This is a genomic window from Salinibacterium sp. NK8237, from assembly GCF_015864955.1.
Lineage (GTDB): Bacteria > Actinomycetota > Actinomycetes > Actinomycetales > Microbacteriaceae > Rhodoglobus.
This window is the reverse complement of sequence record NZ_JADYWE010000001.1, coordinates 234,569-247,896: the sequence shown is the minus strand read 5'-3', so window position 1 is coordinate 247,896 and position 13,328 is coordinate 234,569. Positions and strand designations below refer to the sequence as shown.

Below are 13,328 nucleotides of genomic sequence, written 5' to 3'. Positions count from 1 at the left end.
AGAACATGAACGATGGGATAAGGCTATAGCAGGAAAGCCCTGCATGTGTCATCTATTTCGAAAAAGTCACATAACGGTAATGAAGTCGTCATTAGTGGAAATCTCGAGATTGGGTGCGGGGAAGCCCCGAAAGCGGTTCAAAGCGGTCTGCGACAACATTAATTACACCGTCAACGGAGCGTTCGAGGACACCACGAACGATGAGCGCTGCACTGTCTCGAGCGACTCGGCGGTAGCGCCCCCAGACTCCAACACTGCAAATCACGTTGATAAGACCTGTCTCATCTTCAATGTTGATGAAGGTGATTCCGCTGGCCGTCGCGGGACGTTGACGATGCGTCACAACACCGCCAATTTCGATACGACGCCCGGATTCCGCGGTCATCAGGTCGGTTGCGCTCAGGATTCCCCGCGCACTCAGGGCTGACCTTAGGTGGGCGACCGGGTGGCTTGCCGGCGAAATTCCCGTTGACCAGAGGTCGGCCATCAGGTCATCCACCGGGCTCGACATTGAAAAGAGTGGCGGCTGAACGGTGACCATACTGTGGGGGAGATACTCCTCGCGATCCTGTGCCGCGTTACCCGCATTCCACATCGCCTCGCGACGAGTGAGTTCGAGAGAGTCGAAAGTTCCCGCTGCTGCCAGAGCCTCCAATTGTTTCGTCGTGAGACCTACCCGCCGCACCAGATCATTCATCGACACGAACTCGCCGGACTCGCGGGCAGCCACAATTTTCTCGGCAACTGTCGCTCCGACACCTTTTACTTCATCGAATCCCAGGCGCACGGCAAAGGCTCCATCGCGGCGGTGGTCGTCGGTGTCGAAGGATGCTGAACGATCGAACGGCCCCACAGGAGGCTGTTCAGCATCGAGACAACGATCAGTGCCCGTAGCCGCGACTTCGTCGCCCAGAGCTTCCAATCCGGCAAAGACCCCCGAACGTTGGATGTCGGGACCAAGCACGACCACACCGTGACGGCGGGCATCCGCCACCAATGATTGCGGCGAATAGAAACCCATCGGTTGCGCCCGCAGGAGCGCAGCCAAGAACGCCGCGGGGTAGTGGAGCCGCACCCACGCACTGGCATACACGAGCAGCCCGAAGCTCAGAGCGTGGCTCTCAGCAAAGCCGAACCCGGCAAAGGCTTGGATGCTTTCGTAAATTCGGTCAGCATCCGCGCCTTCGATGCCATTGCTGGCCATTCCCGCATACAACTTGGTGCGCAACTTGTCGATGCGTTCAATTCCACGCTTCGAGCCCATTGCGCGCCGTAGAAGATCGGCGTCGTCAGCCGAACAGCCGCCAACCGCGACCGCAATTTGCATGAGTTGCTCTTGAAAAATGGGAACGCCGAGGGTGCGTTCGAGAGGCTCTACAAGGTTGGGGTGTAGGTAAGTGATCGGTTCGGCACCCATTTTGCGGCGAACATAGGGGTGCACTGCACCGCCCTGAATCGGGCCGGGACGCACGAGCGCGATCTCGACCACAAGGTGATAAAACTCGCGCGGCTGAAGGCGCGGCAGCAACCCCATCTGAGCACGGCTCTCGACTTGGAATACGCCGATGGCATCCGCTCGACACAGTTGGTCATAGACGCCCTGCTCTTCGGCAGGGATAGTCGCAAGATCCCACCGTTCGCCGAGGGCCTCGTCAACGAGATCGAAACTGTATTGCATAGCCGACAGGATGCCGAGGCCCAGCAGGTCGAACTTGACCAGCCCCATCCAGGCGCAGTCATCTTTATCCCACTGCACCACGGTGCGTTTATCTTTGCGTGCGTGCTCGATCGGCACGACCTCACCAACCGGCCGTTGGGTGAGAACCATGCCACCCGAGTGGATGCCGAGGTGCCGCGGAAATTTCATCACCTGTTGGGCAAGATCCAAGACCGAATCGGGGATGTCGTGGTCAACTCCCGAAACGTCGGAACCCCAGCGCTCCATCTGTTTCGACCACGCATCTTGCTGCCCTGGGCTATGCCCGAGAGCTTTCGCCATATCGCGCACGGCAAACCGGGGACGGTACTGAATCACGTTCGCGACCTGCGCCGCATTCTCGCGCCCATACCGTTCGAATACGTATTGGATAACTTCTTCACGACGCTCGGAGTCGAAGTCGACATCGATGTCTGGCTCCTCTTCTCGCATCGCTGAGATGAAGCGCTCGAAAGGGAGCTTGTAACGCAGAGGGTCAACCGCCGTGATCTTGAGCAGGTAACAGACCACAGAGCTGGCGGCCGACCCGCGCCCCTGGCACAGGATGCCACGCCCGCGCGCAAAGGCCACGATGTCGTGCACGATCAGAAAATAGCCGGCAAAGTTTTTCTCTTCGATGACATCAAGTTCTCGCTGGATGCGTGCCCGGTTAGCTTCCGACAATTCAATAGAGCGGTCTTTTACCCCGGCCCACGTCAGCTCGCGCAACCAGCTCGCGGGCGTGTGCCCTTCGGGAACGTCCTGATCGGGAAGCGCCGGCTTCGCTTGCCGGAGTTCGAATGCTGCCTCGTCTGCGATCTCCACTGTCGTCGCTACTGCTTCGGGATAGCGCGCAAAAAGCACAGCCATCTCAGCCCCTGAACGCAAATGGGCTGTGCCCGCAGCCGGAAGCCACCCGTCCATCTCGTCGAGACTGCGACGAGCACGCACCGCTGAGATCGCTGAATGCAAGTGATGCTGGCGCGGGGTCGCATAGTGAGCGTTGGACGTCGCGACCACCCGCAGTCCGCGTTCGGCGGCGAGCAGCACGAGAGCGTCGTTGAGAACGGAGTCGAGCGGGTAACCATGGTCGAAGAGTTCAACAATCACCGCATCCGGCCCGAACAGTTCACTGAGCCGATCAAGCTCTGCCCCTGCTGCACGCATGGATTCCGTCGTGGGAGCGCTACTGCCCTCGGGGCCGCTGAGGGCGCGACGTACCGCTCCCTTGCGGCAGCCCGTGAGCACAAACCAGTGCCCGGATGCCAGTTCAGCGAGGTCAGCGAGGTCGTAACGAGGACGACCTTTTTCGCCACCGGCTAATTGAGCTCGCGTAATGGCCAAGGCAAGACGGTGGTAGCCCTCCTCTTTTCGAGCAAGCACGAGAAGGTGATCGCCTTCGGGATCGGCTATGCCGTTTTGGGGCCCGCTCAATCCGAGCGAGAGCTCGGCGCCAAACATGGTGCGTAATCCTAATTCGGCGGCTGCTTCGGCCATGCGCACAATGCCATAGAGCCCGTCGTGATCGGTGAGAGCGAGAGCGCTCAATCCCAGCCGCGCTGCTTCTTCTGCGAGCTTTTCGGGCATGCTCGCGCCATCGAGAAAGCTGAAACTTGAATGGGCGTGCAGCTCTGCATACGGCACGACCGTGGCGGCCATGCTCGCTTCTGACGCCACGTCATTCGGCGGCGCGTTGGGAGCGATGTAGGGGGCGCGCTTGCTGGAGACGAGCGACATGGCTCGACCGTCACCGGCTTCACCAATCGGCGTGACGGTACCAAAACCCGACAGCGTGCGCTCCAACTGCCGCCACGGAATGGGAGGGTTAGACCACGCCATTAGTCATACCTCGCTTCAGCCCACCAACCGCCGTCATCGAGCACCAATAGCCACGCGCATCCAGTGTCGTCAACAGCCTGAAAGCGCCACGAACGCCCGGGGGATTCTGCCTCCCACCATCGTTCGGCGAGTGGCCAGGGCCCCGCCCACGCAGTAAGAGTGCGTGAACGTGAATCGCTTGTCGAAAACTGGGCGGGCGGTGCAGCAACGTGGCCACGCTCATCCACCGACACTGTGGTGCCATCTTCGGCGAACACATGCACGGCGTGACGGGTGGAGAATACTGTTCCCGGCAGTGGAGCAGGGAGAACGCCGGGCCAGGGGCGTTGTGGCGATCGCTCGGTGACGCTGCGGTCACCCCACGCGGTGAGTCGTTGACGAGACTGCAGGGTGCGCCCGCCCTCGATCGTGGGCACAAGAACACCACCGTGGCCAAGCATGCTTTGCACTCGAGAAAGCCCGTGATGGATGCGCGGCTCTAGCCCCGACCCCCATAGCCCGGTTTCGTGATTGCCGATCTCGTCAACTGTTTCGGGCACAATGCGCACCCGAGAGATGCCCGAGCTGAGCCCCGCCTCGATGAGAGCAGAGCCTTGCACTTGCCAGCGCACACGATCGACAACATCACTGGCGCTAAAAGACCGGGGATGCAGCCACACCCGTTCGGCAATCTCACCCGACTCTGAATCAAGTTCGATTCGAATCGCGGTCGCCACCAGTTGTGCCTGCACAAGACCGGCCACAAAATCGTCGGCCCGGCTGCGGATACCGAAAGCAACCTGATCCACTCGATCAAGGGCGGGCTCAAAGTCGATCACGACGTCAAGGTCGAGCGGGGGAGTGCGCGCGACGAAAGCCTGCGGATCCCGGCCGCTGGCGAGAGCATGCAGTCGAGCGCCGAGTTCCCCAAAACGAGTGCGGACATCGAGGCGGTCGAGGTGGGCAAACTCGCCAAGAGTGGAGATGCCGAGCTTCACCAGCAGAGTCACGATAGGCGGTTCCTCTAACACCGCAATCGGCAGTGGTGCCAGAAATTCGGCAGAGCTGCCGGCGGGCACCATCCGCACTCTTCCCCCTCGCGAACGAGGGTCTGCGGCAATAGTGCTGCGTGCAGCATGAACCGCGGTGAAGAGAGCATCAGCAATACCTACTCGAGCATCGGATGCCGCAATCTCGTTCACGCGATCAATAACAGTCAACGCTGCCGCTTTTTCTCCGCCGTAATACAGGGCAGCACCTCGCACGCGAACGGCACACATGCCCGGCCGCAACACTTGCACCCCGGGAATCAACTCTTCGACCCCCGCGAGCACCGGTTCGAACGCTCGGCTATCGAGGGCAGGATCGTAAGCTCGGTCGATGATTCCGGGAAACCGCGACTGCGCCTCCCGCAACCGCAACCCGCGAGTGACGCCCTCAGCACGAGCGGACGCTGCTGCCGCAAAGACAAGCCCCTTCTCCACGAGGACAAGCGGGGCATCCGCTGGAAGCTTTTCGTGTTGTCGCGCAGCAACCACGGGCCAATCTGGGGCCCAGAGAACCAGAACTCGGGGGAGTGACTCGGGAAGCGCTCCTGCGCCTGCCCATGTTCCCTGCGACGATTCGGCTTTCATGCCGAGACCTGCTGTGGCAGAACCGTCAATTGCGCGGGACCTGACTCAGCCACGCTATAAGAACGTATTTGTTCAGAAGCATCGGGTAGCCAGATGCGTGCGCTGCGTGGTCGCCCCGCACTCTTGCTCGTCACCGTGACGGTCACTTCACGCGCCGCCAGATGACCGTGACCGTTGCCAATACCGTGCCATTGGCTCTCGCCCAACGACACCATCGCCTCACTCTGCGGCCACGACCCCACCATGAGCAGCGTTGATTTGCGTTGCCTGAGCCGCGACGCCAACCTGGCCACCGCAGAATCGGATGCCCGTGTGGGCGGGCGGGCGACGACGACATCTACGACATCAGCGATCGCTGCCGTCACCGCGAGCCATTGATCTCCCGGATGCGGCACCAGCACGAGTCGTTCGAGATTGACCCCGAACCGTTGGGCAGCCTCGATCCCGAACTCGGGCACTCCCACGACAGCGCACCACGATCCTGCCGCGGAGGGAGCAGCGAGGAGGGTCATGAGGAGCATCGCTGAGCTGTCAACCGAATAAACGCTGCCCTGCTGCAAACCACCCCCCGGGAGTAATGAGGCAATGGCGGGATGTGTGGGGATGAGCGTAGAGCTCAGCGTGCGGGACTGCATTTGGCTGATGCGGGACTGCAACTCAGCGACGCGTTCCGCCGCTGTCAGCGTGGCACCGCCGGAGGCCTCGCGCCCAGCCAAAAACTCTTCAGCGGTCGCTGAAGCGGAAGAGGCGGATGCAGGGGACACCTGCTTATATTCGAACATATGTTCGAGTGTGTCAATTGCGTACGACATCCACCGGCGTGTCTTTGCGATGTCGCCGGCATGTTCTAGCGTTACCCCGTGAGTTATATCGAAGCAGTAGATCTCAAGAAGACGTACACACCCAAGGGTGCAGCCCCCGTGCATGCTCTTGATGGCCTCAACCTCGAGGTTCCCCAGGGCACGGTAACGGCTCTGCTCGGCCCGAATGGCGCCGGCAAGACGACCACCGTCAAGGTGCTGACCACTCTCATCCGCCCTGATTCAGGCTCGGCAATTATCAACGGTGTCGATGTCATCGCTTCCCCCGAGCGCATCCGCCCCATGATCGGGGTGTCTGGCCAATATGCCGCCGTCGACGAGAACCTCACTGGTTTCGAGAATCTCGACATGGTCGGTCGGCTCTATCACCTCGGTGCCAAGCAATCTCGCGAGCGGGCACGCGAACTCATCACCCTCTTCGACCTCACCGAAGCGCAAAACCGCCCCGTCAAAGGATTTTCCGGCGGAATGCGTCGCCGCATTGACCTCGCCGGTGCCCTTGTTATGCGCCCACCGGTGCTTTTTCTCGACGAGCCAACCACCGGTCTCGACCCGCGCAGCCGCATTGGCATGTGGGATGTCATTACAACGCTCGTAGGGGAGGGCACCACGGTGCTTCTCACCACCCAATACCTCGAAGAAGCCGACCAGCTTGCCGACAGCATTTCGGTCATCGACGACGGCAAAGTCATTGCCCAGGGAACCTCCGATGAGCTCAAAGCGTCCATCGGCGGTCAGCGAGTTGAAGTGAGCCTCGTGTCGCTGGATGACGCGACCGCCGCCCACGAAATCCTCACTCGTTTCGGCAGCACCGAACCTGCCGTGAGTCTCGACGGCCGCGGCCTGACCGTAAACGCGGAAGATGCTCCCGCCGCGCTGCAGCTGATTCTCACGGAGTTCGCGAGCCGCGGCATCCAACTCTACGACGCCGGAATGCGTCGCCCCACGCTCGACGATGTGTTCTTGAAGCTCACGGGCCACACGGCAAGTGCCGACGAAACTGACACTGATACGACGGATGCAGCACCAGCACAGAAGGCACAGAAATGACCGCCACCGCACCCACGACAGCACCGACCCCGACCACCACGTCGCCGGTCATGAACTGGCTGAATGACGGCTGGATCACCACCCGTCGCAACCTCATCAAGATCAAACGTGTGCCTGACATTCTGGTTTTCACGACGCTGCAGCCGATTATGTTCGTGCTGCTCTTCACCTATGTCTATGCCGGCGTGATCGATATTCCTGGTAGCACGTACAAAGAGTTCATCATGGCCGGCATCTTTGCTCAGACGGTGGTGTTCGGATCAACTTATTCGGGCTCGGCGATGGCTCAAGATCTCAAAGACGGCATTATCGATCGCTTCCGCACCTTGCCGATGAGTCCCTCCGCGGTCTTGGTCGGTCGCACCAACGGTGACCTTCTCATCAACTCGCTTTCGATGATCGTCATGATGGCCACGGGTTTGGTTGTCGGATGGCGCATCAAATCGAGCCCGCTCGAGGCGATTGCCGCGATCGCGCTGCTCTTGCTCTTTGCCTACGCCCTCTCTTGGGTTATGGCGTTCATTGGCATGAGCGTGCGCAGCCCCGAGGTCATCAACAACGTCTCATTCCTCGTGCTCTTTCCTCTGACATTCATCTCCAACGCCTTCGTGCCCGCCGAAACCCTTCCCGGACCACTGCGCACCTTCGCCGAGTTGAACCCTGTTTCAGCTCTTGTACAAGCGGCCCGTGAGCTATTTGGCAACACCCCGACTGGAGCGGTGCAGTCCGATGTCTGGACGCAACAGCACCCCATTCTTACGGTGTTGATCGGCATCGTGGTCATGCTTGCAATCTTCGTTCCGCTCTCGGTCCGCAAGTTCGCAAGCATCAGCACACGCTGAGCATGAGAGCGCGACCATGCGCGAATAACCTAGGAAGTCAGCCGCAACGGTGCTAAGGTTCCGATACCTAGAGACGCCCCACCCGCCGGGGTATTTGCGCCACGATTAACCTCCGGGCGCACTCCGACACCGCCCGAAACGGAGTTCGAGATGTTCGCCAGCCTTGGACATGTCGTCATGAAACTCTTCATGCTCGCGTGGGTCTACACGTCTCCTCATTCGTGGCGCGGCCTGCCGAAACCAGAGGCTGGCCCTCCGGTACTCGCCGACGGTCCCGATGTTCAGAAGGTTCTGCTGTGCGGTGCCGGAATCGTCGTCGGATACGGGGTTGCCTCTCCCGAACTCGCGCTCGGGGGATCGCTCGCTCGCTCGCTCTCTGCTCTGACCGGCCATGGCGTTGAAGTCGCCACCGTCACGAGCGCTCGACTGACAACGCGTGAGGCACAATCGCAGCTCACGAAAGATGACCTCACCGGGGCACACGCCGTTGTGTTGTCCTTCGGCGTCTTCGAGTCGCTCGCCTTCACCCCTGCTCGCACCTGGGGTCGTGACATGGCCAACCTCGTCGATTTCATTGTGGCGAATTCCGAGCCGGACACGGGCATTTTCATTCTGGGCTGCATGCCACCCAAGATGTCGAGCTTTCCCCCTAGCTACCAACGTCGAACCGTCACGATGACAGAGCGCTACAACACCGAGATTGAACGGCTGGTGGAGAGTCGCGAATATGCTCACTATGTGCGCTTCGCGCCGCCCATCGAAGACCCGGAGGCAATCGATGGACGCCAGAGTTACCGCGCGTGGGCAGACGCGATCTCACCCAACATCGCAGAATTCATTCTGAGCAATTCCGCTGGAGAATAACCGCTAACCCTTGCGCGGTTGGGGACGGAAGCTCTTCGCGCGCGCGGGGCGTTTCGCCGCACCCTTGCCGTTGTGCGTGCGTCCCGATGAACGAGCACCGGAACTCTTTTTGTTTCCGTTTCCAGATTTTTGGGCTGCGCGGCTCGGGGGAGTGTCCTCAGCAGCATCGTTGGCGGTGGCGGTTCCGCGTGAGCTGCGGGCGGTGCGTCCTCGCACGATGCCAATGAACTCTTCTACGAGAGGGTCTACAGAGCCATCGCGCCAGACCACCGCAACTTGCCACTCAGGCCCGTCGTCGAGCATGCGAGTGACGACGTCTTTGCGAGTGAGCGCTCGAGCAACCGCCTGAGGCAGAACGGCAACCCCAACATTGGCTGCAACAAGTTCAACTGCGTCGCGCCAGTCACCCTGAATGACGTTCTCGGCCTCGAGTTCAGCCAAAGCCACCGAATCCAACGCTTCGCTGGCATGCCCCTTGGGGACAACAACGACGGCGCGCTCTGTATAGAGCGGAATCGCAGCGAGTGGCCGATCACTGTTCTCAGCGCGATCGACAGGAAGGCGCAGCAAGGCGACATCAGCAGTGCCCGCTCGCAACATATCGAGGGCCACTTCCTGTTCGGCCGCGACAAGATCGAGCGTCGTCTCGGGCAAGCGTTCATTCCAGACGCGAGCCCACTTACCTGGGGTCGCTCCGAGCACAAAAGCGACGGTGAATGGTGAAGACATGTCTTCAGGTTAGTCTTGGGGGGTGCCAGTCCAGACCATGAAGCCCGCAACCGCCGCCAAAAAGCTGGGGATTTATCTCCCCGCCGCCCCGGAAGAGTTCCGCGATTCCGAGATCAGCCGCGGGCAGTTCGCAGAATTGCTTGCTACTCCGCCCGAGTGGCTGACGCAGTTGCGTGCAGAAGGACCACACCCTCGTCAGGTAGTCGCTCAAAAACTTGGCGTTTCAACATCGGGGCTTGCCCGCGCCGGCGCACCCGATGTGATGACTTCGGATGAGATAAAGGCACTTCTCGTCGAGATGCCCGCGTGGCTCGTCGAAGAACGTTCGGTTCACGCCGCGGTCAACAACGAGAACGCGCGGATCAAGACGGAGCGCGCGGCGAAGGCTGCACGCAAATAACTCCTAGTTTTCCTCATTCTCACTGGTGTTGAATAGTTTTCAGCTCTATACTCGAAACCTTGAGGGTGCCCGTGTCTGGGTGTTCGGGTGGGGAATTGATTGCTACGTAGCTACGCTGCGCTATTGGCGTGGCCAATCGTCAAACTGTGGCTTGCTGTGCAGCCACAACAGTGGCGTGCGCTCACCCTCCCTGCTGATGCCCCCCGCGTCGAAGCGATCGGGCCCGATCCAGACCGCGTGCTGCTTCTAGGCCCTGGCAAGTCGTCTGGCTATGGCGTGCACACTCATGAATTGGGGCTCGGCGGTCATCTAGCTCGAGAACTATCTGCCCTAACCCAGCGCGGATGCAGCGTAGACATCGTCTCGGATCCCTCGCTGACTGCTGCTGATACGGGCGTCGTAATTCGATGGGCGAATCTTAAAAGGTTTGACGCCCTCGTGCTCACGCTCGGCGGGGGAGATGCGCTGCGTTTCCGGTCACTTTTCGCTTGGCGACGTGATGTCACTGATCTCCTCAATACGATCGAAGAATGCGGCGGCGGCGCAATGCACGCCTTCATCGTCGGTGTGGCCCCGGTCGACGAATTCGTCTCTCTCCCTGCGCCATTGCTCAGAATCGTCAACCACAACATTGCGAATCTCAACGCGATTAGTGAGCAGTTGTGCTCCGCTCGCCCGGGAGCAACTTTTGTTCCAGCCACGGCATCCGCGGGAAGCACACGAGTGTCGCTCGATAGCCCCACCTATGCACATTGGGCACGCACGCTCGCGCCCTCCCTCGCTCGTTCTCTCACCGCCGTGACTGTTCCGCCCGCTGAACGGCCCGGGTCGGTCGTCACGCTGGCGGCGTTTGAGAGTTCTACGCTCGCCAGCAAGAACGTATCGACTTCTTTAACATCAATCGTGCAATCTGCCCGAGTGCTCTTCGACACCGCCGGTGCCGCAATCACTTTTCATGATCAGGATTCCTACTGGTTTACGTCGACATCGGGTGTGGGGTCGATGCACCGCGATGAAGCCGGGGCCTTCTGCAGTGCCGCTTTCACTAATCGCGGTCTCGTGGTTCTGGAAGATACCTTTAACGATCAACGATTTGCCGATCATCCGTGGGTTCTTCAAGGTCCGCGCATCAGGTTTTACGCTGGCTACCCGGTTACGGCCCCCAACGGCGACATCGTCGGCGCCGTGTGCGTGTTCGATCCGGGACCACGTCGCTTCGATCCCAGCCACGAAACGCTGCTCCGCGAGCTCGCTCATCGTGCAGAGACGGCGATACGCACTCGATAATTGCCGTACCTTGGATACGGAGGTCATTTCTGAACTCCGAGAAAGGCTCCAATGTCTGGCACCGAGTGCATCCACGGCTTCGAAAACGGTCTCTGCGATTCCTGCTTTCCGAAGGCTGTCCCTGTCAAGCCGGTAACGCGTGCCACGACCTCGTCTCGCAATAAGCGAGTTCCCGGCACTCCTCGTGCGTCCAGCGCAAAGGTGCCGTCGTTGTCGGATCAGCGTGTCTACCACGTCACCCACATCAGCAACTTAGAGAGCATCCTCCGCGAAGGTCAGCTTGTCGCTGCCGCGTCAATAGAGGATGCGATTCTCGACATCAGTTCGCCCCTGACCCGCGAGCTTCGCAGCGCAGCATCGCTCAGCACAGGCGAGCCTGTTGACCGCTACGTTCCGTTCAGCTTGGTGCCGGAGTCCGCAGCTTGGCGTGAACTGCGTGCCGGAGCATCAGAACCGCGCTGGTCAGATGCGGCCCGCACTGCAACACCCACAGATTTCGTTTTCCTCGTCAGCACCGTTCGCGCTCTCGGCGAGGATGCCGTTCTGGCCGATGGCGATGCCGCAGCAAGCCTGACGCGCTTTGCCACAGACGAAAAGGCAATCACTCGGATGCTCGGCAATCTGCGTGCCGATGAGCTCACCGACGACGCTGAAGTTCTCATTCACGGCTCCTTCGCTTTCGATGATGTGCAACTCGTCGGAGTGGCGAGCGACAAAGCTCGCGAGCGTGTGAAGTCCCTCCTCGACGGAGCCTCGTTCAAGACGAAGGTGGCCGTGTATCCACCGTGGTTCATTCAGTAAAGTTCGCGGTACCGTTGGTCCATGACCAACGACTTTTCGCTTCATCCTGTTGATCCCACGTCGGCTGCTGCCCTCGCCGCAAGCGGATTGCGTTACGACTTAGTCGATACGTCGAACCGTGCCGCCTTCGAGGCCTGGTTTCAAGCTGATTCCCGTGGCTTTCACGGACCGGCGATGTCAAAAGAACAGGTTGATTCCAATTTTGCCGGCGTAACGTATCGCCGCACGATCGGCGTCTGGGATGACCGTTTGGTTGCGCCAGAGATTCCTGTGGCAACGACCAGTTCGTGGACCGAGCAACTAACGGTGCCGGGTGGCCAGAGTATCGATGCGTGGGCCATTAGCTCGGTCACGGTCTCGCCGACTCATCGCCGTCGGGGGATCGCACGTTCGCTTCTTGAAGGAGAATTGCGCTCGGCGGCTGCGATGGGGCTGCCAATGGCGATGCTCACCGTATCGGAGTCAACCATCTATGGTCGCTTCGGATTCGGTCAAGCCGTCTTTGCCGCAGATCTCACGATCGATACAACTCGGGCTTCGCTCGTGGCTCACGAACGCCGGGGCACTCTGCAGCATGTCTCGCCAGCCGTCTTCGTCAGTGAAGCCCCGACAGTCTTTGAGCGTATCCGTCTCGCTACGCCAGGGCAGATTAAGGTGTGGCCGCTGCGCTGGGAGCAGATCGCCGGCACTGCGCCCGGCGATGAGGAGTACACCAAGAACACCCGCATCGTGCGATTCGATGACGAGAGCGGAACATCGCGCGGATTCGTGGTGTATCGCGTCAAGGACGGCGGAGCCGACTTCACCCACCACAAGCTCACGGTCGACTACCTGTTGGCTGAGACGCCCGAGGCCTACGAGGCATTGTGGCGTTTTGTGCTTGAGGTCGACCTCGTGCGTGAAGTGAAAGCCGAATTGCGCTCTATTGACGAACCGCTGCTGTGGCTGCTGTCCGACATGCGCGCCGCTCAGGTTTCCCCGATTGACCACTTGTGGTTGCGCATCATCGATGTGCCCGCATCGCTTACCGCCCGCACGTACTCGGGTGCAGCCGAGCTCGGTTTCGATGTCAGCGACGACCTCGGCTTTGCCCATGGCCGCTACGTGCTCACGACAGATGAGGGCGGGATGCCGCAGGTGGGCCAGGTAGTCGAGCTTCCTGACGCGATTGCCTCAGTTTCACTCTCGGTCAATGAGCTCAGCTCACTGTATCTCGGCGGAGTCACCGTGTCAGCGCTGGTTGCTGCCGGCCGCATCACGGAGCTAACCGAAGGCGCTGCGGCAGCGGTGGAGCGTGTCTTTCACGCGCCAACGACACCGTGGTTGAACATCTGGTTCTAGCCCTCGCTCCTTAGCCACTGGGCATTGCTCGCGGGGAACAGTGCG

General features: G+C 60.4%; 11 protein-coding genes. 7 read left to right on the top strand and 4 right to left on the bottom strand.

The genetic code is table 11. The features are described 5' to 3' along the window. Positions 1-91 precede the first annotated feature (91 nt). The 3 genes from I6E56_RS01260 to I6E56_RS01250 are packed head-to-tail and all read right to left on the bottom strand — an operon-like array spanning position 92 to position 5,960. On the bottom strand, positions 92-3,535 hold the full coding sequence (locus I6E56_RS01260) for an error-prone DNA polymerase (RefSeq protein WP_197135522.1): 3,444 nt from the start codon (positions 3,533-3,535) through the stop codon (positions 92-94). Continuing rightward, positions 3,535-5,148 carry a DNA polymerase Y family protein gene (locus tag I6E56_RS01255; RefSeq protein ID WP_197135521.1) on the bottom strand — a complete coding sequence of 538 codons (1,614 nt, stop codon included), beginning with the start codon at positions 5,146-5,148 and terminating at the stop codon, positions 3,535-3,537. Before I6E56_RS01255 ends, I6E56_RS01260 begins: the two co-directional genes overlap by 1 nt. Next, positions 5,145-5,960, bottom strand: a complete 816-nt coding sequence (locus tag I6E56_RS01250) for a hypothetical protein (protein WP_197135520.1) — start codon at positions 5,958-5,960, stop codon at positions 5,145-5,147. The genes I6E56_RS01255 and I6E56_RS01250 overlap by 4 nt, the downstream gene beginning before the upstream one ends. Before the next feature lie 48 nt (positions 5,961-6,008). On the opposite strand from I6E56_RS01250, the gene I6E56_RS01245 reads away from it, so the two are divergent. The 3 genes from I6E56_RS01245 (at position 6,009) to I6E56_RS01235 (ending at position 8,725) form a co-directional block, all read left to right on the top strand. Further along, positions 6,009-7,019: an ATP-binding cassette domain-containing protein gene (locus I6E56_RS01245; protein ID WP_197135519.1), complete on the top strand. Its 1,011-nt coding sequence runs from the start codon at positions 6,009-6,011 to the stop codon at positions 7,017-7,019. Then, positions 7,016-7,861: an ABC transporter permease gene (locus I6E56_RS01240; RefSeq protein ID WP_231606204.1), complete on the top strand. Its 846-nt coding sequence runs from the start codon at positions 7,016-7,018 to the stop codon at positions 7,859-7,861. The genes I6E56_RS01245 and I6E56_RS01240 overlap by 4 nt, the downstream gene beginning before the upstream one ends. Before the next feature lie 177 nt (positions 7,862-8,038). Beyond that, positions 8,039-8,725 (top strand): GDSL-type esterase/lipase family protein, encoded by a 687-nt coding sequence (locus tag I6E56_RS01235; protein WP_231606203.1) that lies wholly within the window; start codon positions 8,039-8,041, stop codon positions 8,723-8,725. 3 nt (positions 8,726-8,728) lie between these two features. On the opposite strand, the gene I6E56_RS01230 is transcribed toward I6E56_RS01235, so the two are convergent. After that, positions 8,729-9,454, bottom strand: a complete 726-nt coding sequence (locus tag I6E56_RS01230) for a LysR family transcriptional regulator substrate-binding protein (RefSeq protein WP_197135517.1) — start codon at positions 9,452-9,454, stop codon at positions 8,729-8,731. A gap of 37 nt (positions 9,455-9,491) precedes the next feature. Between I6E56_RS01230 and I6E56_RS01225 the strand changes: the two genes are divergently transcribed. From I6E56_RS01225 to I6E56_RS01210, 4 genes are all read left to right on the top strand, one after another. Then, complete coding sequence (locus tag I6E56_RS01225; RefSeq protein WP_197137976.1) at positions 9,492-9,854, top strand: DUF5997 family protein; 363 nt, start codon at positions 9,492-9,494, stop codon at positions 9,852-9,854. A gap of 123 nt (positions 9,855-9,977) precedes the next feature. Further along, positions 9,978-11,141 (top strand): GAF domain-containing protein, encoded by a 1,164-nt coding sequence (locus I6E56_RS01220; protein ID WP_231606202.1) that lies wholly within the window; start codon positions 9,978-9,980, stop codon positions 11,139-11,141. 51 nt (positions 11,142-11,192) lie between these two features. After that, complete coding sequence (locus I6E56_RS01215; RefSeq protein ID WP_197135516.1) at positions 11,193-11,942, top strand: DarT ssDNA thymidine ADP-ribosyltransferase family protein; 750 nt, start codon at positions 11,193-11,195, stop codon at positions 11,940-11,942. Between the two features lie 21 nt (positions 11,943-11,963). Further along, a complete protein-coding gene (locus I6E56_RS01210; RefSeq protein ID WP_197135515.1) occupies positions 11,964-13,283 on the top strand; it encodes a GNAT family N-acetyltransferase in 1,320 nt (439 codons plus the stop codon). The last annotated feature ends 45 nt before the right edge of the window (positions 13,284-13,328 follow it).